General features: G+C 72.7%; 15 protein-coding genes and 1 pseudogene. 10 read left to right on the top strand and 6 right to left on the bottom strand.

Going from position 1 to position 16,982, the window contains the following annotated elements:
- Positions 1-150: 150 nt before the first annotated feature.
- Positions 151-987 (top strand): annotated as a pseudogene (gene ddaH / locus ACF1FZ_RS06600) (dimethylargininase); the annotation flags it as partial.
- Here the strand turns inward: ddaH and ACF1FZ_RS06595 are convergent.
- Positions 984-1,979, bottom strand: a complete 996-nt coding sequence (locus ACF1FZ_RS06595) for a small ribosomal subunit Rsm22 family protein (RefSeq protein WP_391772265.1) — start codon at positions 1,977-1,979, stop codon at positions 984-986. The pseudogene ddaH and the gene ACF1FZ_RS06595 sit on opposite strands and share 4 nt — an antisense overlap.
- A 167-nt stretch (positions 1,980-2,146) precedes the next feature.
- Here ACF1FZ_RS06595 and ACF1FZ_RS06590 point away from each other — a divergent pair, with 167 nt between their 5' ends.
- Complete coding sequence (locus tag ACF1FZ_RS06590) at positions 2,147-3,451, top strand: hypothetical protein (protein WP_391772264.1); 1,305 nt, start codon at positions 2,147-2,149, stop codon at positions 3,449-3,451.
- Between the two features lie 120 nt (positions 3,452-3,571).
- On the opposite strand, the gene ACF1FZ_RS06585 is transcribed toward ACF1FZ_RS06590, so the two are convergent.
- A complete protein-coding gene (locus ACF1FZ_RS06585) occupies positions 3,572-4,966 on the bottom strand; it encodes a Bcr/CflA family multidrug efflux MFS transporter (RefSeq protein WP_391772263.1) in 1,395 nt (464 codons plus the stop codon).
- Positions 4,967-5,052: 86 nt separating this feature from the next.
- Here ACF1FZ_RS06585 and ACF1FZ_RS06580 point away from each other — a divergent pair, with 86 nt between their 5' ends.
- The gene (locus ACF1FZ_RS06580; protein ID WP_391772262.1) at positions 5,053-6,060 is read left to right on the top strand and encodes a Gfo/Idh/MocA family protein; all 1,008 of its coding nucleotides are present in this window, start codon (positions 5,053-5,055) and stop codon (positions 6,058-6,060) included.
- 22 nt (positions 6,061-6,082) lie between these two features.
- Here the strand turns inward: ACF1FZ_RS06580 and ACF1FZ_RS06575 are convergent, their stop codons facing one another.
- Complete coding sequence (locus tag ACF1FZ_RS06575) at positions 6,083-7,750, bottom strand: alkaline phosphatase D family protein (RefSeq protein ID WP_391772261.1); 1,668 nt, start codon at positions 7,748-7,750, stop codon at positions 6,083-6,085.
- A 143-nt stretch (positions 7,751-7,893) separates the two neighbouring features.
- Here ACF1FZ_RS06575 and ACF1FZ_RS06570 point away from each other — a divergent pair, with 143 nt between their 5' ends.
- From ACF1FZ_RS06570 to ACF1FZ_RS06560, 3 genes are all read left to right on the top strand, one after another.
- Positions 7,894-8,649, top strand: a complete 756-nt coding sequence (locus ACF1FZ_RS06570; protein ID WP_391772260.1) for an SDR family oxidoreductase — start codon at positions 7,894-7,896, stop codon at positions 8,647-8,649.
- 137 nt (positions 8,650-8,786) lie between these two features.
- On the top strand, positions 8,787-9,251 hold the full coding sequence (locus ACF1FZ_RS06565) for a lamin tail domain-containing protein (RefSeq protein ID WP_391772259.1): 465 nt from the start codon (positions 8,787-8,789) through the stop codon (positions 9,249-9,251).
- A gap of 228 nt (positions 9,252-9,479) precedes the next feature.
- A complete protein-coding gene (locus tag ACF1FZ_RS06560; RefSeq protein WP_391772258.1) occupies positions 9,480-10,334 on the top strand; it encodes a PhzF family phenazine biosynthesis protein in 855 nt (284 codons plus the stop codon).
- A 26-nt stretch (positions 10,335-10,360) separates the two neighbouring features.
- Here the strand turns inward: ACF1FZ_RS06560 and ACF1FZ_RS06555 are convergent, their stop codons facing one another.
- Together ACF1FZ_RS06555 and ACF1FZ_RS06550 are read right to left on the bottom strand one after the other, a co-directional pair.
- Entirely contained in the window at positions 10,361-11,359 is a 999-nt protein-coding gene (locus tag ACF1FZ_RS06555; protein ID WP_391772257.1) for an aldo/keto reductase, read from the bottom strand.
- Between the two features lie 85 nt (positions 11,360-11,444).
- Positions 11,445-12,056 (bottom strand): TetR/AcrR family transcriptional regulator, encoded by a 612-nt coding sequence (locus ACF1FZ_RS06550; RefSeq protein ID WP_391772256.1) that lies wholly within the window; start codon positions 12,054-12,056, stop codon positions 11,445-11,447.
- A gap of 104 nt (positions 12,057-12,160) precedes the next feature.
- Between ACF1FZ_RS06550 and ACF1FZ_RS06545 the strand changes: the two genes are divergently transcribed.
- The 4 genes from ACF1FZ_RS06545 (at position 12,161) to ACF1FZ_RS06530 (ending at position 15,786) form a co-directional block, all read left to right on the top strand.
- Complete coding sequence (locus ACF1FZ_RS06545) at positions 12,161-13,606, top strand: MFS transporter (protein ID WP_391772255.1); 1,446 nt, start codon at positions 12,161-12,163, stop codon at positions 13,604-13,606.
- A 42-nt stretch (positions 13,607-13,648) separates the two neighbouring features.
- Positions 13,649-14,230: a GNAT family N-acetyltransferase gene (locus ACF1FZ_RS06540; RefSeq protein WP_391772254.1), complete on the top strand. Its 582-nt coding sequence runs from the start codon at positions 13,649-13,651 to the stop codon at positions 14,228-14,230.
- A gap of 78 nt (positions 14,231-14,308) precedes the next feature.
- The gene (locus ACF1FZ_RS06535) at positions 14,309-15,211 is read left to right on the top strand and encodes a glycosyltransferase family 2 protein (RefSeq protein WP_391772253.1); all 903 of its coding nucleotides are present in this window, start codon (positions 14,309-14,311) and stop codon (positions 15,209-15,211) included.
- A gap of 146 nt (positions 15,212-15,357) precedes the next feature.
- The gene (locus tag ACF1FZ_RS06530) at positions 15,358-15,786 is read left to right on the top strand and encodes a pyridoxamine 5'-phosphate oxidase family protein (RefSeq protein ID WP_391772252.1); all 429 of its coding nucleotides are present in this window, start codon (positions 15,358-15,360) and stop codon (positions 15,784-15,786) included.
- A 328-nt stretch (positions 15,787-16,114) separates the two neighbouring features.
- Here the strand turns inward: ACF1FZ_RS06530 and ACF1FZ_RS06525 are convergent, their stop codons facing one another.
- The gene (locus ACF1FZ_RS06525) at positions 16,115-16,954 is read right to left on the bottom strand and encodes an SDR family oxidoreductase (protein WP_391772251.1); all 840 of its coding nucleotides are present in this window, start codon (positions 16,952-16,954) and stop codon (positions 16,115-16,117) included.
- Positions 16,955-16,982: the final 28 nt, after the last annotated feature.

The following is a 16,982-nucleotide window of genomic DNA, read 5'->3' as shown; positions in this document are numbered from 1 at the left end:
ACGGCTCACGGCCCGATACGTATCGTCTTGACCGGCGCCCGGCCCCTCCTGCGAACCACCCGAACGGATCACTGTGCGACAGCCCGGCTCGGCGCACCATGAACTCACGCACCCACCCCGTGCGCATCCCACCGTTCCGCGGCCGCGGCCGCCGTTCGTGAGGAGCCTGCATTGACCCGTGACGCCACCCCTCGTCGCTACCTGATGTGCGCCCCGGCCCACTTCCAGGTGACGTACTCCATCAACCCGTGGATGGACCCGTCCAAACCGGTGGACCTCCCGCTGGCCACCACCCAGTGGGAGGACCTGCGCGACCGCTACCGGTCGCTCGGCCACACCGTGGAGCTCCTCACCCCCCGGCCCGATCTGCCCGACATGGTGTTCGCCGCCAACGGGGCCACCGTGATCGACGGCCGGGTGCTCGGCGCCCTGTTCGCCTACCGGGAGCGGTACGCGGAGGCCGAGGCGCACCGGGAGTGGTTCCGGGCCAACGGTTTCACCGAGATCCACGAGCCGGCCCACGTCAACGAGGGCGAGGGTGATTTCGCCGTGACCGCCTCGTACGTGCTGGCCGGCCGGGGCTTCCGCTCCAGTCCGCTGTCCCACGACGAGGCCCAGGAGTTCTTCGGGCGCCCGGTGATCGGGCTCGATCTGGTGGATCCGCGCTATTACCACCTGGACACGGCGCTGTGTGTGCTCGACGACACGGCCGACGAGATCATGTACTACCCCGGGGCCTTCTCGCCGGGCAGCCGGTCCGTGCTGGCCCGGCTCTTCCCCGACGCCCTGCTGGCCGGCGAGGCGGACGCCGCCTCGCTGGGCCTCAACGCGGTCAGCGACGGGCGGCACGTGCTGCTCCCGCAGGCCGCCACGGGGCTCTTCGGCCCGCTGCGGGACCGGGGCTTCGAGCCGGTCCCGATGGATCTGGGCGAGCTGCTCAAGGGCGGCGGCAGCGTGAAGTGCTGCACCCAGGAGCTGCGGGCCTAGGCGTTCCCGGGCGGCGGCCAGGGGTCGCCCCACGCGGTGTCCCGGGCGGCACGGTAGAGCGTGCCGTGCCGCTTGGTGACCGTGGCGCGCTGCAGGCCCTCGTCCCGGGTGCAGAGCTCCAGCAGCACCTGGCCCTTGCGGATCTGCGGCCTGCGGACGACCCGGGCGGTGACCGGATCGGTGGCGAACCGTGTCGCCACGACATAGCTGAACTTCTCGTCCTCGTGGCTGAGCGAGCCGCCCTTGACCCGGCGGTGCAGGGACGAGCGGCTGACCCGCGCCGAGAAGTGGCACCAGTCCGTGCCGCGCTCGATGGGGCACGCGTCGTCGTGCGGGCAGGGTGCGGCGACGGTCAGTCCGGCGGCGATCAGCCGGTCGCGGGCCTCGATGATCCGGTCGTATCCGTCGGGGGTGCCGGGTTCCACGATCACCACGGCCTGCGCGGCTGTCGCGGCGGCGTCCACCACCGCGGCCCGGTCCCCTGCCGTGAGCTCCTTGAGTACGTACGAGACGGTCACCAGGTCCGTGGGTGCCGGAGCCGGTGACGCGCCGATCCTCGCCCGTTCCCAGGTGGCGGCCCGCAGCGCGGGGATGCCGGAGGCCCCGGCCAGCTCACGTCCGAGCGCGAGGGCGGGCTCGGACCAGTCCAGGACCGTCGTCCGCGGCCCGTCCCAGGCTCCGGCGACCGCCCAGCTCGCCGCGCCCGTGCCGCCCCCGATGTCGGTGTGGGTGGCGGGCACCCAGTCCGGCGCGGCGTCGCGGAGGGCGGCGAGGCAGGACCGTACGGCCTCGAACGTCGCGGGCATCCGGTACGCGGCGTACGCGACGGCGTCCGAGCGGTCCCGCAGGATCGGGGCGTCGGTGGGGGTGGTCCCGCGGTAGCTGGCGATCAGCCGGTCGACGGCCTGCGCGGCCTGCGTCGGGGGCAGCCCGTCGAGCAGGACGGCCAGCGCCGCACGCAGGGCTTCCGCGGTGGGGAGAGTGGCGTTCACCGCCGAATTGTAGGCACTGCGGCCCCTCTCCCCGCAGTCCGGTGGTCCGGCACCGAACCGGGACGCAACGGCCGCGGAACCGAACTGCTTTCCTGCGTGGGCCCGTTGTTACGCTGACCGACGCCGTGTACGGGGAATGCTCAGGCGTTGGCTCGTCGGGGGGGACCATGAGACAGAGGATCGTACGCCTGGCGCTGGTGGGCGGGGTGCTCGTCCTCGCCCTGCTCCTTCTGCTCGCGACGTGCGGGGGCGGCGGCGAAACCGAGGGCAGGCCGGAGAAGCCCGCCGGGAAGAGCACCGGTCCCGCGACGCGGCTGGCCGTGCCCCCGGAGTACACGACGCGGCGCGGCTGGGAGGTCGTCGGCGCGGGGCCCGATCACGCCGTCTCCCACACGACGGGCCGGCTGGCCTACCTCGAGGAGGTCTCCGGCCACCGTTACCGGCTGCGGACCCTCGACACGGAGACCGGCCGGGCCGGCTGGACCGGCGAGGCCTGGCGGCCGCCGGACCCGCCGGGCTTCCCGAAGCTGCTCATTGTCGCCAAGGACGACCGGCAGTTCTTCGTCACCTGGTCCTTCGGGAGGGCCGGTGACGGGCTCATCCCCTCGGAGACCTTCGTGTCCCTCGACGTGTACGACGTGGTGGACGGGGAGCGCCGGCGCGTCGAGGTGCCGTGGACCGGGGCGCCGACCGTCACGACGACCGGTCCTGGAGTCCTGATCAGCGACGGCGGGGCGAACAGCGCGGTCGTGGATCCGGTCAGCGGTGAGGTGTCCAGGATCGCCGCGTCCGCGGTGGCGTACCCGAGGGGCTGCACGGCCTGCAAGCAGCTCACCGAGGTGCGCGGGCAGACGGCGAAGGGCCTGCTGCTGAGCGGGGTCCGCGAATTCTGGGTGCGGGGCGGCTGGTTCAGCAGGGGGAACGCGCCGAAGGGCGCCGACCCGGCGACAGGGGTGCCGACCTCCGTGGCGCCGGGCCTGGTCCTGGCGAAGTGGCAGCTCCCCGAGGGTGCGAAGCGGGCCGCCACGCATCAGATGTGGACGGTCCACGACGCGGTGGGCGGGAAGCCTGTCGTATCGGTGGAGTGCCACACGCCGGCCATGGAGCCGGGACGCTATCCGCAGGCCGTCGTCTCGCCCTCGGGGGATTACCTGGTGGCGGGGAACCTGGCCTTCGACCTGGAGGCGGGGAAGGGGTTCTGTTTCGAGGAGGAGGGCGGCGCGGCGCGGCTGACGCTCGTGTCCGTGACGGACGGCGGCAGCGCCTACGGCGCGACGACCGCGCGCGACGCGGACGAGGCACTGGACGGCGAGGGCCGCGGTCCGGTCAGGATGAGCTTCACGACCTGGGGCGTCGAGGCACTGCCACCGAACACGCGGCTGCCCGAGGAGGAGACCTCCGGCGTCGGCGTCTTCCGCTGGACGGACCGTGAGGGCCGGCTGCGCCTGCTGGGCTACCCGCGCGTGGGCTGAACCCTCCGGCACCCCCTTCCGCCCCGTGGCCACGACGGAACCGGCCGGACCCGGGCGTGCGGAGGCCCGGGCGGACCGTCCCGCCCGGGTCTTCGCGACTCCGTCCCCGCAGGGAGCCGTTCAGCCCTTGGGGGCCGGTTTCCGCACGGCGCCCGTGTTCTGCCACGGCCTGCACAACAGCAGGAAGCACGCCACCGCGGACAGTGCGCAGACCACCTGCACGACGGCCATCGGCACAGCGGTCTTCTCACCCGCGATCCCGACCAGGGGTGAGGCGATGGCACCGATCAGGAACTGGCTCGTCCCCAGCAGCGCGGAGGCCGAACCGGCCGCGTGCCTGGTGCGCATGAGGGCCTGGGTGTTGGTGTTGGGCATCGCCAGGCCCATCGCCGACATGAGCACGAACAGCCCGGCGGCCACCGGCAGCAGGCCTGCCTCGCCGAAGACCCCTGAGGTCATCAGCAGCAGGGCGATCGCCGCGACGGAGATGACGGCGAGGCCGAAACCGAGTGCCTTGTCCAGGCTGACCCTTCCGACGAGCAGCTTGCCGTTGATCTGGCCGACGGCGATCAGGCCGACGGAATTGATCCCGAAGAGCAGGCTGAAGGTCTGCGGCGAGGCGCCGTAGATCTCCTGGACGACGAACGGGGAGGCGCTCACATAGGCGAAGAGCGCGGCGAAGGCGAGGCTGCCCGCGACCATGTACCCGGTGAACACCCGGTCGGCCAGCAGCCCGCGCATGGTGCGCAGCGCGTCGCCGACACCGCCGGTGTGGCGCTGTGCGGCGGGGAGCGTCTCGTGGAGCCACTTCCAGACGACGAGGGTGAGCAGCACGCCGACGCCGGTGAGGACGACGAAGATGCCGCGCCAGTCCGTGAACTGGAGGACCTGTCCGCCGATCACGGGCGCGATGACGGGTGCCACTCCCGAGATCAGCATCAGGGTGGAGAAGAACCGGGCCATCTCGTCGCCGTCGTAGAGGTCACGGACGACCGCCCGGGAGATCACGATGCCGGCGGCGCCGGCCAGGCCCTGGAGGAGGCGGAAACCGATGAGGAGTTCCGCGGTGGGGGCGACCGCGCAGATCGCGGTGGCGATCACGTAGACGACCATGCCGAGGAGCAGCGGGGTGCGCCGGCCCCAGCGGTCGCTCATGGGTCCGACGACGAGCTGGCCGAGCGCCATGCCCAGGAGGCAGGCCGTCAGGGTGAGCTGGACGGTCGCGGCCGGGGCGTGCAGCGCGTCGGTGACCTCCGGGAGTGCCGGGAGGTACATGTCCATGGAGAGGGGCGGCAGTGCGGTGAGCCCGCCCAGCACGAGGGTGACCAGGAGGCCTGCCCGTCGTGCGGTGGTCGTGGAGGTGGCCGGGCTGCCCGGCAGGGTGGGGAGGGGGGCGGCCGGGGCACCCACTGCGGTGGGGGTGGCGATGGCCGTGGCGTCCTGTGCGGCGCCCTTGCTGCTTGTCGGTATGTGTTCTTGTCCTTGCTGGGCCCGGCTCGCGCCGCTGTCCGGCATCCTCGTCTCCGCTTCGTTGAATCCGCATCTATGCTCTCAGGTCAGTCGTAGTGGTCGATACCTTTTTCGGGTGAGGGCGGGCGGGCATGAGCGGGACTGTGCGTTGGGGTGTACTGGCGACGGGTGGCATAGCCGCGACCTTCACGGGGGATCTGCTGGCGATGAAGGATTCCGGGGCCGAGGTCGTGGCGGTCGCGTCCCGCTCCGAGGCCTCCGCGAAGGTCTTCGCCGAACGGTTCGGGATCGAGCGGGCGTACGGCAGCTGGGCCGAGCTCGTCGCCGACGACTCCGTCGATGTCGTCTACGTCGCCACCCCGCACTCCGCGCACCGGGAGGCGGCCGGGCTCGCGCTGGAGGCCGGCAAGCACGTGTTGTGCGAGAAGGCGTTCACGCTCAACGAGCGTGAGGCGCGGGAGCTGGTGGATCTGGCCCGGGAGCGCGGGCTGTTCCTGATGGAAGCCATGTGGACGTACTGCAATCCGCTCATCCGCCGGATGACGGAGCTGGTGCGGGACGGCGCGATCGGCGAGATCCGCACGGTGCAGGCCGACTTCGGCTTCGCGGGAACGTTCGGGGCCGAGCACCGGCTGCGCGACCGGGCACTGGGGGGTGGCGCACTGCTGGACCTCGGGGTCTATCCGGTGTCGTTCGCCCAGCTCCTGCTGGGTGAGCCGGACCGGGTGCAGGCCGACGCGCTGCTGTCCCCGGAGGGTGTCGACCTGAACACCGGGATGCTGCTGGGCTGGGACTCGGGTGCCACCGCGCTGCTGAGCTGCTCGATCGTCGGGGACCTGCCGACCGTCGCGTCGGTCACCGGCACGGCGGGGCGGATCGACTTCCCGCAGGGTTTCTTCCACCCGGAGCACTTCCTCCTGCACCGGCCGGGCCGGGAACCCGAGAAGGTCGTCACGGGCCCGGGGCCGCAGGGCCTTTCAGGCATGCAGTACGAGGCGGCCGAGGTGACGCGCGCGCTCCTGGCGGGTGAGAAGGAGTCCCCGCTGGTGCCGCTGGAGGGTTCGCTCGCCGTCATGCGGACGCTCGACACGGTGCGCGACCGTATCGGCGTCCGCTATCCGGCGGACGACCTCGGCTGACCTCGCGCGGGCCGGGGCCGGGTCACGCGGGGGTGAGCCCCGGGTTCCCGGCCTCGGTCACGAATGAGGCGGCCGTACTGACCGGCGCGCCGGGGGTGGTGACCGCCGGCACCGTGCGGAAGTCGGCGCGCGCCTGCTCCGTACCGAGGGTGACGAGCGCGTAACCGCGGCGGCCGTCGTAGAACTTCATGTGCGGGTTGGCCCGGGTCAGGTTGTTCCAGTTGGCCGGCTTCTCGGAGCCGTCCTTGCCGCTGCTGATCGAGGTGGCCACGACCTCCGTGCCGACGGTCCGCGACGCCGGGTCGTCGAAGTCCTTCTTGAGGTCGAAGCCGTAGCCGACGTGCACGTCGCCGGTCAGGACCATCAGGTTCTCGATCCCGGCGGCCTCCGCGCCGTCCATGACGCGCTGCCGGGAGGCGGGGTAGCCGTCCCACGAGTCCATGGACAGCTTGTAGGCGCCGTCCGGCACGTCGCGCCGCCGGGCGAAGGTGACCTGCTGCGGTACGACGTTCCACCGGGCGTCCGAGGTCTTCCAGCCGTCGAGCAGCCAGCGCTCCTGGGCGGCGCCCGTCATGGTGCGCGAGGGGTCCTCGGACTCCGGTCCGGGGACCTTCCAGCCGTCGCCGTACGCCTGGTTGCTGCGGTACTGGCGGGTGTCGAGGATGTCGAACTGGGCGAGCCGGCCGAAGCGCAGCCGGCGGTAGAGCCGCATGTCGGGGCCGGTGGGGCGCTGGGGGGTGCGCAGTGGCTGGTTCTCCCAGTACGCGCGGTAGGCGGCTGCCCTGCGCAGGAGGAACTCCTCCGGGGGGACGCTGTTCTCCGGAGTGCCGCCCGCGTAGTTGTTCTCGGTCTCGTGGTCGTCCCAGGTGACGACGAAGGGGTGCGCGGCGTGGGCGGCGCGCAGGTCGGGGTCGGACTTGTAGAGGCCGTACCGCATGCGGTAGTCCTCCAGCGTGAGCGTCTCCCGGGCGTAGTGGTCCGGCAGGACGCGGTCGGTGTAGTTGCGGGCGCCGCCGACGGCGCTGACCGCGTACTCGTAGAGGTAGTCGCCGAGGTGGAAGACCACGTCGACGTCCTCGTCCGCGAGGTGCTGGTAGGCGGTGAAGTAGCCGTCGTGGTACGCCTGGCAGGATACGGCGGCCAGGGCCAGGGAGCTGTTGCGGGCATGGCGGGCGGGCGCGGTGCGGGTGCGGCCGGCGGGGCTGGTCCAGTTGCCGGCGCGGAAGCGGTAGTAGAAGTTCCGGTCGGAGTCGAGGCCGTTCACGTCCACATGGACGCTGTGCCCGAATTCCGGGTGGGCGGTGGCGGACCCGCGCCGGACGACCCGCCGGAAGCGCTCGTCGCGGGCGATCTCCCAGCGGACCCCGACGCGCTCGGCGGGCAGCCCGCCGTCGGCCTCGTACGGGCGGGGCGCGAGTCTCGTCCACAGCAGGACGGAATCCGGCAGCGGGTCCCCGGACGCCACGCCGAGGGTGAAGGGGTCCTCGGTGATCCTGCGGGCGTCCAGCTCGGCGGCGGCCGCCGTACCCGCACCCGGCAGGTCGACGGCGAAGGCCAGGGCGGCGGCGGCACCGGTGACGGTGAGGAAACGGCGGCGGCCCACCCCGGAGCCGAACCTCTGCGCGGCGCTGCGCAGCTCGGCGGAATGGCCGTGCCGGCCGGACGGCCTGCTGTTCTGTGCGGGTGTCATGTGCCCCTCCCCTGCCGGATGTTGTCAGAGGCATTGGAGTGCGGGGCGACGACTTACCGTTGGCGGGTACACAACATCCTTATGGCGGTGCGATGAGCACCGGGTGCCGGCCGCCGCGAAACCTCCCGCTACGCTGCCGGGCCATGAACGCTGAGCAGAAGACCGCTGTCGTCACAGGTGCGGGATCGGGGATCGGCAGGGCGGTCGCCCTCACCCTTTCGGGTGCCGGCTGGACCGTGGCCCTGGCGGGGCGGCGGGCCGCTGCCCTGGAGGAGACGGCCGCAGCCGCCGGGCCCGGCCCCACGACGTGCCTGCCCACCGACGTGAGCGTCCCGGAGGAGGTGGCCGCGCTCTTCACCTCCGTACGGGAGCGTTTCGGCCGGCTGGACCTGCTCTTCAACAACGCGGGGACCTTCGGGCCGGGTTCGGTACCGGTCGAGGACCTCGCGTACGAGGACTGGCGGACGGTGGTGGACGTCAACCTGACGGGGACCTTCCTGTGCGCGCAGGCGGCGTACCGCGTGATGAAGGAGCAGGATCCGCAGGGTGGCCGGATCATCAACAACGGCTCCGTCTCCGCCCACGTGCCGCGGCCGCGGTCCATCGCCTACACGGCGACGAAGCACGCGGTGACCGGTCTGACCAAGTCGCTGTCGCTGGACGGCCGGCCGTACCGGATCGCCTGCGGACAGATCGACGTCGGCAACGCGGCGACCGACATGACGGAGCGGATGAGCACGGGCGTCCTCCAGGCCGGCGGGCAGGTGGCGGCCGAGCCGGTCATGGCGGCGGACGACGTGGCCCGGACGGTCCTGCACATGGCGGAGCTGCCGCTGGAGGCCAATGTCCAGTTCGCGACGGTGCTGGCCACAGCCATGCCGTACGTGGGCCGGGGTTGATCCGTCGCGGTCCGCGCACGCCCGGAAGCCGGCCCCGATCGACGGAGATCGCGAGTTTCCCGATAAGGCCCCGGGCAGGTGCGGGCCGCCCGTATGCTGCTGGCCTTCACCGGATGCACACAGAAGGACCACACAGTATGCGCATATCCACCGCCGCGCCCCTCGCCCTGGCCGCCGCCACCGCACTGGCCGGCTCGCTCCTCGCCACGGCCCCGGCCTCGGCGGCCTCCCACCAGGGCGGTCCGCACCTCGGCAAGATCCAGTACGACAGCCCGGGCAAGGGCACCCGGACGAACACGTCCCTCAACGCCGAGTACGTGGACCTCCACAACAACGGCAAGTCCGGACTGCAGCTCAAGGGCTACAGGCTGAAGGACGACACCGGCTACACGTACACCTTCCCCGCCTTCACCGTCGCCGCAGGGAAGACGGTCCGGATCCACACCGGCAAGGGCAGGAACGCCGGGGCACACGTGTACTGGAACCGCGGCTCGTACGTCTGGAACAACACCGGCGACAGGGCCCGGCTGTTCAAGCCGTCCGGTGCGCTCCTGGACTCCTGCTCCTGGGGGAAGGGCAGCGGCGTGAAGGTCTGCCACTGACCGCATGTGAACGGGCCGCCGCGGCCGGGGCGCGGGAGCGGCCGGGCGGGGTGGTCCGGGGGGGCAGGGCCCCGGGCCGCCCCGCGAGAACCCGGGGGACCCCGCGCGCAGTCACCGCGAGTCCCCCTGAGGCGCGGTGGAGAAGACGCCGGGAAGCGGGGAGGCCCCCGGAGAGCTCCGAAGGCGCCACCGGGAATGCCCGCCGCCACTCCTCGGTTGACCTGCGGCATGAGTTCACGTCCCGGCGTCGAAGTCCTCCGCTACACCGCGTTCTCCGCCGACCCCGCCGGGGGCAACCCCGCGGGGGTCGTCCTGGACGCCTCCACGCTCGACGACGCGGCGATGCTCGCCGTGGCCGCGGAGCTGGGTTACAGCGAGTCGGCGTTCCTCACCGCGCCGGACGGCCGGGGCGGTCACACCGTCCGCTACTTCAGCCCGAAGGCCGAGGTCCCCTTCTGCGGCCATGCCACGGTGGCCGCCGCCATCGCGCTCGCCGAGCGGGACGGTCCGGGCGATCTGGTGTTCTCCACTCCCGCCGGCACGGTCCCCGTCACCGTCGCCCGCGAGGGCGACGAGCTCCGCGCGACCCTCACCAGCGTCGAACCGCACATCACGGACATCGCGCCCGAGGACCTGACGGAGACCCTGGCCGCCCTGGACTGGCCGGCCACCGAGCTGGACCCCGCGCTGCCGCCCCGCATCGCCTACGCGGGCGCCCGCCACCTGGTGCTGGCCGCCGCGACCCGGGAACGGCTGGCGGACCTGTCGTACGACTTCGCCCGTCTGGAAACCCTCATGCACCGCCTCGGCCTGACGACCGTCCAGCTGGTGTGGCGGGAGTCCGGCACGGTCTTCCACGTCCGTGACCCGTTCCCGGTCGGCGGCGTCGTCGAGGACCCGGCGACGGGCGCGGCGGCGGCCGCCTTCGGTGCGTACGCGCGCGAGCTCGGCCTCGCCCCGCACGACGCGGTCCTCACGCTGCACCAGGGTGCCGACATGGGCCGTCCCGGCACCCTCACCGTCGAGCTGAGGCCGGGCGACACGCGGATCAGGGTGACCGGGACGGGGACCCGCATCGGCTGATCCGCCGGAGGCCCGCCCCGTCCCGCTCATGCCAGCAGGGCGGCCACCTCATCGAGCTGCCCGGGCCGCAGCGGTCCGTGGATCAGGGCAGCCGCGTTCTCCTCGGCCTGGGCGACCGTCCGGAAGCCGGGGATCGGGACCGCCCGCCCGCTGCGCGCCCACAGCCAGCCGAGGGCGCCCTGGGCGAGGGTGCGGCCGTCGGCGGTCAGCACCTCACGGACGGCCTCGACCCGCGCCGCCCGGTGCTCCGCCGGAACCCCGCCCGCCTCGAACCAGCTCAGCCAGGCGGGCGGGGTGGACCGGATGCCCCCTGCGGCCGGCCGCCGGCCCGGATCACGGGTGCCGGCGAGGAGCCCCCTCGCCAACGGGCTCCGGATGACACCGATCAGGCCCCGTTCCTCGCTGAGGCTCAGCATCCCGGGAGCGTCCTCCAGCACGTTGCAGGCGTGCTGGACGGCCGCACAGTGCTCACCTTCGGCGAAGAACGCGGCGCGCTCCGGGTCGTCGGTGCTCCAGGCATAGGCCCGGATCAGCCCCTCCGCCACGAACTCCTCGCACGCGTCGCGCAGTTCCGCCGCCTCGTCGAGCGGGGTGTCGCCGAGGTGCAGCTGGCAGAGGTCGACCCGGTCGGTCCCCAGCCTGCGCAGCGAGGCGACGAGCGCCTCACGGGCGTACCCGGGAGAGCTGTCGGCGCCGTTCATCGTGCGGGTCCGCTCGTCGAACAGGTTGCCCCACTCGGTGGCGACGACGGCTTCGTCGCGCCTCCCCGCGAGCGCCCTGCCCAGCACGCGTTCGCTGTGCCCGGCCCCGTACACGTCCGCGGTGTCGAAGAAGGTCACCCCGAGGTCGAGCGCCCGCCGGATCGCGGCCGCCGACTCGTCGTCGTCGACCTCGCCCCAGCCGAGCGGGCTGCCGTCGGGCGTCGACCACTCCCCGCCGATCGCCCAGCACCCGAAGCCGAGCGCACCGGCCTCGACACCGCTACGGCCCAGCGTCCTCTTCCGCCCGTTCGTTTCTGTCCGCATGACGGCAGAAGCTACGAGCTGGAGTGCACACGAAGCCAGACACCGGTCACCGGGACCTGGCCGGCTCACCCGCGCGGGACCCGCGTCAGCTCACGTACACGCCCGCCCTCGCCGCCACCGCCGCCGCCTCGGCCGCGCGGTCGGCGACCGCCTCGTCCAGAGGGTCGCCGCTGGCCAGCAGCCGGTAGTAGAGGGGTGCCGACACCGCCCGGATCACCTCGCGGGCGTCGGTGCCCGGGGGCAGCTCCCCCCTCCGGACCGCCGCTTCGACACAGCCCGCCCACTCCCCGATGCGTACCGCGTAGAAGCGGTGCAGGGCCTCGGCCGTCCGGGCGTCGCACGTGGCCGCCGCGGCGACGGCGGCGAAGAGGGGGCCTTGGCGCGCGTCGGTCAGCGTCCGCACCACGAGTCGCGCGTTGGCCCGGAGGTCCTCGTCCAGGGACCCGGTGTCCGTGCGCGGCACGGACTGCTCGGCCATGTCCGTCAGCAGGTCGGCGACCAGCCCTGCCGTGGTGGACCAGCGCCGGTAGACCGTCGTCTTGCCGACCTCGGCACGGCGGGCGACATCGGCGAGATCGAGCCGGTCGAAACCCTGCTCGACCAGCGCGTCGCCGGCCGCGCGCAGCACGGACTCCCGCACCCGGGCCGTACGCCCGCCGGGCCGGACCGTACCCGGTTCCACATCTTCCGCATTCATAACGGGTCTCCAGTTCCTTTAGCGGGCCATTCCCTGCTACGGTGAACCCATCTTAACGGAACCAAGGAACCGTTAAGCCTTCAGGTCTCCAGGAAAGGGCACCCATGTCCACCACCAGCACGGCACCCGCCACCGCACCTCCCCAGGCCCCCGCCCCGCGCATGACCGGCCGGCAGAAGCTCGTCCTCACCCTCCTCCTCGGCGCGCAGTTCATGATCGCCGTGGATTTCTCGATCCTGAACGTGGCCCTGCCCGCCGTCGGTGAGGGCCTCGGATTCTCCCTCTCCCAGCTCCAGTGGATCGCCACCTCCTTCGCCCTCGCCGCTGCGGGCTTCACCCTGCTGTTCGGACGTGTCGCCGACCTCATCGGCCGTAAGCGCCTGTTCACCGGCGGCATGGCCGTCCTCGGCCTGTCCTCCGCACTCGGCGGGTTCGCCACCTCGCCCGAGGTCCTGCTCACCGCGCGCGTCCTGCAGGGCCTGGCCACCGCGGCCGTCACCCCGGCCGGACTCGCACTGCTCACCACGGCGTTCAAGGAGGGCCCGCTGCGTGAGCGCGCCCTCGGCCTCAACGGTGCCCTGATGTCCGCCGGCTTCACGGCGGGGGCGATCCTCGGCGGGGTCCTGACCGATCTGCTCTCCTGGCGCTGGGCCTTCTTCGTCAACGTCCCGGTCGCCGCGCTCGTCGTCGCCCTCGCGCCGTCCGTGATCACCGACTCGCGGCCGGCCGGGCGGCCGAAGCTCGACCTGCCGGGTGCGGCGACCGTCACCGGCGGCCTGCTGCTGCTCGTCTACGGACTGACGCAGGCGGGCGAGTCCGGCTGGAGCACGCCTTCCACGCTCACCGCACTGCTCGCGGGCGCCGCGCTCCTCGTGGGGTTCTGGTTCGTCGAGAAGCGGGCGGCGGAACCTCTGGTGCCTGTGCACGTCCTCAGGCGGCGCAGCGTCATCTGGGGCAACGCCACGGGGTTGCTCGCCTTCGTCACCGAGACCTCCCTGGTCTTCCTGCTGACGCTCTACCTCCAGGAGGTCCTCGGCTACTCCCCGCTCGCCACCGGTCTCGCCTTCGGCGTCCTGGGCATCGGCACCGTGATCGGCGGCATGCTCGGCGGCCGTGCGGTCGGCAGGTTCGGCAGCCGGCGCACGATCGTCCTCGGCGGCGCCGTCCAGGCCGCCGCCACCCTCTCCCTCGTGGCGCTCGGCACCTCCGGCGGCTGGATCGCACTCCTGCTGGCCGCGACCTTCGTCGGCGGTGTCGGCAACATGCTGATGATCGTGGGCTTCATGGTCACCGCCACGTCCGGGCTGCCCGACGAGGAGCAGGGAGCGGCCACCGGGCTGGCCACGATGACGCAGCAGGTCGGCATCACCATGGGCATCCCGGTCATGAGCGCGATCGTCACCGCCCGGACGGGCACGGGCACCGGCCCCGGCGTGATGCTGTCCGGGATCTCGGCGGCGGTCCTCGTCAACTCCGTCCTCGTCCTCGCCGGAGCCCTCCTCGCCGGAGCGTTCCTCGGCCGGCCCGGCAGCCGGACGCCCGCCGGGTGAGTCGGGCCGGCGCCGGGGCACGGACGCGGCAGGATGACGGCCATGGCACAACCGCTGACCGTCCCCAGCATGACCGCCGGAGCCGATTTCGTCCTGCGCCCCTGGGAGATGAGCGACCTCTCCCTCATCCGCGAGGCGGCGAAGGACGACTACATCCCGCTGATCAGCACGGTCCCCTCCCCGTACTCCGACGAGGCGGCCGAGGCCTACGTCAGACGCCAGTGGGACCGGGCGGCCACCGGGGCCGGGTGTCCGTTCGCCATCGCGCGCACCCGGGACCGCCGGCCGGTCGGTTCCATCGGGCTCCAGCTCGCGGAGGCCGCCGAAGGCAGGGCGTCGCTCGGCTACTGGATGACGGCCCCGGGCCGTGGCCAGGGGGTCGCGGGAGCGGCGTTGCGCGCGGTCACCACCTGGGCCCTGCACGAGCTGCGCATCCCCCGGGTCCAGCTCCTCATCGAGCCGTGGAACACGGCGTCGGTACGGACGGCCGAGAGCGCCCACTACCGGCGCGAGGGTCTGCTGCGCGGCTGGCAGGAGATCGGGGGGCGGCGCCGGGACATGCTGATGTACGCCCGGCTGAACGGCGACCCGCCCCCTGATGACCGGGCACCGTCCGGAGGCTGAACACGAGACGTTACGATCGCGGGCACCGCGGCGGGCCAGTGGGTCCGCGGCCACCGGAACCTTCAGGAGAACCGAGCCTTGTCCGAACCACGCATCGGCGTATCCATCGTGACCATGGGAGACCGACCGCAGCAGGTCGAGGCACTGCTGGCGTCGGTGGCCGTGCAGGACGTGCGGCCCTCCCGCGTGGTCGTCGTGGGCAACGGCTCACCGCTTCCCGACTACGCCTCCTTCCCCGGCCTGACGGGCCTCGCCGGCGGTGTGAGCGTGCTCGAACTGGACGAGAACCTCGGCTGCCCCGGCGGCCGCAACGCGGCCCTGGACGCGCTCGCCGGCTTCGGTGACGTGGACGTGGTGATCGAGCTGGACGACGACGGCCTCCTGGTGGACAAGGACGTCTTCCGCACGGTCCGGGATCTGTACGCCGCCGATCCCCGCCTCGGCATCGTCGGTTTCCGCATCGCCGACGAACACGGCGAGACCCAGCGCCGGCACGTCCCCCGTCTGCGCGCCAAGGACCCGATGCGCCGCGGACCGGTCACCGCTTTCCTCGGCGGCGGCCACGCGCTCTCGATGAGGATGCTCGCCGAAACCGGCCCCTGGCCCGCCGAGTTCTTCTTCACGCACGAGGAGACGGACCTGTCCTGGCGGGCCCTCGACGCCGGCTGGAAGATCCTCTACGAGCCCGGCCTGCTGCTCCAGCACCCCAGGACGTCCCCTGCCCGGCACGCCGTCTACTACCGCATGACGGCCCGGAACCGCGTCTGGCTGGCCCGCCGTAACCTGCCCGCCCTCCTGGTCCCCGTCTATCTCGGCACCTGGATCCTGCTCACCGCCGTCCGTACCCGCTCGGCCTCCGGTCTGCGCGCCTGGGCGGCCGGCTTCGCCGAGGGGGTGCGCACCGGGTGCGGCGAACGGCACCCGATGCGCTGGCGCACGGTGTGGCGGATGACCCGCCTGGGCCGCCCGCCGGTCATCTGACCGGACAGGACGCCGGAGAGGGTCCGCGCGACGGGACTGCGCCGGGCAGTTCCGGCAGGGGTGGCGTGTCCCGCTGCCGTGCCGGGGCGGGCGTTGCACAATGCCGCTCCGAGGAACCACCGAGCGCACACCCGAGGAGTCCAGTGATGGCGTTGACCCGTGCAGAGCGTGAGCACTTCCTGGCCGAACCGCATGTCGCCGCATTGGCCGTGGACGCGGCGGAGGAGGGCCGGGCACCCCTCACCGTGCCCATCTGGTACCAGTACCAGCCCGGTGGCGACCTGTGGATCATGACCGGGCGGGACTCCCGCAAGGCCACCGCCATCGCCGCTGCCGGCCGCTTCAGCATCCTGGCCGACCGCGTCACACCGACCATCCGCTACGTCTCCGTCGAGGGCCCGGTCGTCGCCACGCTCCCCGCCACCCGCGAACAGCTGGCCGAGATCTCGTCCCGCTACCTTCCCGCGGAGAAGGCCGACGACTACGTCGACTTCGCCTGGAGGGAACACGGCGAGCAGGTCGTCGTCCACATGCGCCCCCAACGCTGGCTCAGCTCCGACATCGGCGACGCGTGAGCCCGGGGAGCGGGACCACGGAGGCGCCCGGCCGGGGACGAAGGAGCGCCCACGGCGACGATGCCGACGGCCGCGGCGCCGGGTAACCGCAGGCGCCCTCCGATACGTGACATGGATCTCTTCCGGTCGCGCCGGCCGGCTGCGGCGGCGCGCCCTCGCCTGTTGCTGCTTCCGGGCACCGAAGTCCGTCCGGGAGCGGCTCATGCCGATTGACGTGGGCATCGGGAAGGAAGGAATCCGTGAATCGCCGGGCCGGCGTGACCCGCTCGGCGCCGGCCCGGCGATCGGGACGGCCGTGGGCGGGCCGTCACGTTCCTGGCCCTCGGGGTCACGACGGACGTGCCTCACGGGAATGCGCCCAGGCGCCTGAGGCGGCGGCCTCCCTGACGTAGGTGGCGAACGTCTTCGGATGCCGGCCGGTGACCCGGCGGACCGTGTCCGACGGCCGGGCGTCCCCCAGGGCGGCCAGGGACGTGTACGCGCCGATCTCGTGCTCCACGGCGTCGGCCGGCCTGCCCTCCGCCAGTTGGCGGGTTCGGTAGGTGTCTTCGTCGCCGTGGAAGGCCTGGGGCAGGCCGGTGGCGCGCCCGATGACGGCCAGAGCATCCGCGAAGGACAGGGCCTCGGGTCCTGTCACCTCGTACGTGCCGCCGGCGTGTCCTTCCTCGGTCAGAGCGGCGACGGCCACGGCGGCGATGTCGTCCGTGTCGACGAACGTCTGACGGCACTCCCCCAGCGGGATCGCGAGCGTGCCGTCGAGCACCGCTCGGCGGAAGACGCCCTCGTCGAAGTTCTGGTTGAACCAGTCCGCCCGCACGACGGTCCATTCCGCCTCCGAGTCGCGCACCATCCGCTCGGCCTCCAGCAGGCGGTCATCTCCCATCTCCTCGACGGCACGGCTGGAAAGCAGGACCAGCCGCCGTACGCCCGCCGCGAGCGCGCGAGGCACGAAGTCCGGCCTGAGCGGCAGTTCGTGCGGGAGCATCAGGTAGACGCGCTCGGTCCCGGCCAGCGCCGGCTCCCAGGTGGTGTCGTCGTTCCAGTCGAACGGGATGTCGGTACCGCGGGAGGCCGGCCGCACCGGTCGGCCGGCGTCCCGAAGGCGGGTGAGGACCTGGCGGCCGGTGGAACCGTGCGCGCCGAGGACGAGGACGGGTGCGTTGCTCATGCCCGGCGCAACGAAGGACCCGCCGGGC

The sequence above is a fragment of the Streptomyces sp. NPDC014623 genome, assembly GCF_043088245.1.
Lineage (GTDB): Bacteria > Actinomycetota > Actinomycetes > Streptomycetales > Streptomycetaceae > Streptomyces.
Note: the sequence above shows the minus strand (reverse complement) of the source record. Positions and strands in the feature narration are given on the sequence as shown.

What these genes read in the sequence shown, in the direction of transcription:
- ACF1FZ_RS06590 (WP_391772264.1), top strand. Translation starts at nt 2,147, where the DNA reads ATGAGACAGAGGATCGTACGCCTGGCGCTGGTGGGCGGGGTGCTCGTC.
- ACF1FZ_RS06585 (WP_391772263.1), bottom strand. Translation starts at nt 4,966, where the DNA reads ATGCCGGACAGCGGCGCGAGCCGGGCCCAGCAAGGACAAGAACACATA.
- ACF1FZ_RS06580 (WP_391772262.1), top strand. Translation starts at nt 5,053, where the DNA reads ATGAGCGGGACTGTGCGTTGGGGTGTACTGGCGACGGGTGGCATAGCC.
- ACF1FZ_RS06575 (WP_391772261.1), bottom strand. Translation starts at nt 7,750, where the DNA reads ATGACACCCGCACAGAACAGCAGGCCGTCCGGCCGGCACGGCCATTCC.
- ACF1FZ_RS06570 (WP_391772260.1), top strand. Translation starts at nt 7,894, where the DNA reads ATGAACGCTGAGCAGAAGACCGCTGTCGTCACAGGTGCGGGATCGGGG.
- ACF1FZ_RS06565 (WP_391772259.1), top strand. Translation starts at nt 8,787, where the DNA reads ATGCGCATATCCACCGCCGCGCCCCTCGCCCTGGCCGCCGCCACCGCA.
- ACF1FZ_RS06560 (WP_391772258.1), top strand. Translation starts at nt 9,480, where the DNA reads ATGAGTTCACGTCCCGGCGTCGAAGTCCTCCGCTACACCGCGTTCTCC.
- ACF1FZ_RS06555 (WP_391772257.1), bottom strand. Translation starts at nt 11,359, where the DNA reads ATGCGGACAGAAACGAACGGGCGGAAGAGGACGCTGGGCCGTAGCGGT.
- ACF1FZ_RS06550 (WP_391772256.1), bottom strand. Translation starts at nt 12,056, where the DNA reads ATGAATGCGGAAGATGTGGAACCGGGTACGGTCCGGCCCGGCGGGCGT.
- ACF1FZ_RS06545 (WP_391772255.1), top strand. Translation starts at nt 12,161, where the DNA reads ATGTCCACCACCAGCACGGCACCCGCCACCGCACCTCCCCAGGCCCCC.
- ACF1FZ_RS06540 (WP_391772254.1), top strand. Translation starts at nt 13,649, where the DNA reads ATGGCACAACCGCTGACCGTCCCCAGCATGACCGCCGGAGCCGATTTC.
- ACF1FZ_RS06530 (WP_391772252.1), top strand. Translation starts at nt 15,358, where the DNA reads ATGGCGTTGACCCGTGCAGAGCGTGAGCACTTCCTGGCCGAACCGCAT.
- ACF1FZ_RS06525 (WP_391772251.1), bottom strand. Translation starts at nt 16,954, where the DNA reads ATGAGCAACGCACCCGTCCTCGTCCTCGGCGCGCACGGTTCCACCGGC.